The sequence below is a fragment of the Streptomyces sp. NPDC127097 genome, from assembly GCF_042724075.1.
GTDB lineage: Bacteria > Actinomycetota > Actinomycetes > Streptomycetales > Streptomycetaceae > Streptomyces.
In genome coordinates this window covers 1-1,120 of record NZ_JBHXFI010000123.1, presented here as the reverse complement: position 1 = coordinate 1,120, position 1,120 = coordinate 1, and the positions used below count along the sequence as shown (strand labels likewise).

The 1,120-nt window shown below is 64.2% G+C and carries 1 protein-coding gene; it reads right to left on the bottom strand.

The window, feature by feature from the left end:
• Positions 1 to 38 precede the first annotated feature (38 nt).
• Positions 39 to 863, bottom strand: a complete 825-nt coding sequence (locus ACFWJW_RS37590) for an IS5 family transposase (RefSeq protein WP_387249896.1) — start codon at positions 861 to 863, stop codon at positions 39 to 41.
• Positions 864 to 1,120 lie beyond the last annotated feature (257 nt).

Genomic DNA, 1,120 nt, shown 5'->3' with positions numbered 1-1,120 from the left:
AGTGAGCGTTTGGTTCTTCAATGTCTGTTTCATTGGGTCTAGCTCTCACGCCAGTTGGGTGTGGTCTCGTGTGCGAGGCGGCGGGTCATGAGGTTGATGGCGGCCAGTTGGATCATGGCGGCTGACCGGTGGGGGTGGGTTTCGTAGTCGCGGGTCAGGCGTCGGTGGTGCATGAGCCAGCCGAGTGTTCGTTCGACGACCCAGCGGCGGGGTTGGACGCGGAAGCCGCGGACTGTGGGGTCGCGGTGGACGATTTCGAGGTCGATGCCGAGCTGGGCGGCGTGTTCCACGGCTTTGGTCTTGTAGCCGTTGTCGGCCCAGGCTTTGGTGACAGCGGGGTGTTGCTCCGCGACCTGTGCCAGGAGGTGGGTGCCGGCCGCGGAGTCGTGGACGCTTGCGGCGGTGACGGCGACGGCAAGAAGTAGACCGAGCGTGTCGGTGACGATGTGCCGTTTGCGGCCGATGATCTTCTTGGCTGGATCGACGCCTTGGCTGGGCAGGGGGACGGTGGCGGAGGTTTTGACGCTCTGGCTGTCGATGAGGCAAGCACTGGGTTCGCTCGCGCGGCCTTCGGCTTGGCGGACTTTGCCGCGTAACAGTCCGGTGAGCTGGTCAAAGATGCCGTCGGCCTCCCAGTGGGCGAAGTAGCCGTAGACGGTCTGGTGGGGTGGGAAGTCGTGGGGAAGGTAGCGCCAGGGGATTCCGGTGCGGTCGACATAGAGGATGGCGTTCATCAGGGCACGCAGGTCGTGGGTGGGTTTGCGGATGCCGTTGCGGGCTTGGCGCCAGGCTTCCAGGGTGGGGCGGATGAGTTCCCACCGTGCGTCGGACAGGTCGCTGGGGTAGGGCCTTGGGGACTGCATGGTGCCTGGGTAGGGGACGGCGGTCGGCCTGGGCAGGGCGTGTGCCGGGGTGTCCGGAGCATCAGGGTGCGGGTTTGTCATCTCGCATGAACCGGGTGGTTTCCAAATGAGACGGGAGCCTTCGTAAGGAAACCGGCGCACTACTGGTCTACGGATCGTCGCATAAGCCGTTTTCCGAGCGAATCGCCAAGCCGGCACCCGCGCTTGGCCACTCAGAACCATCCTGAAGCACCTGATATATGAACCAAACGCTCACT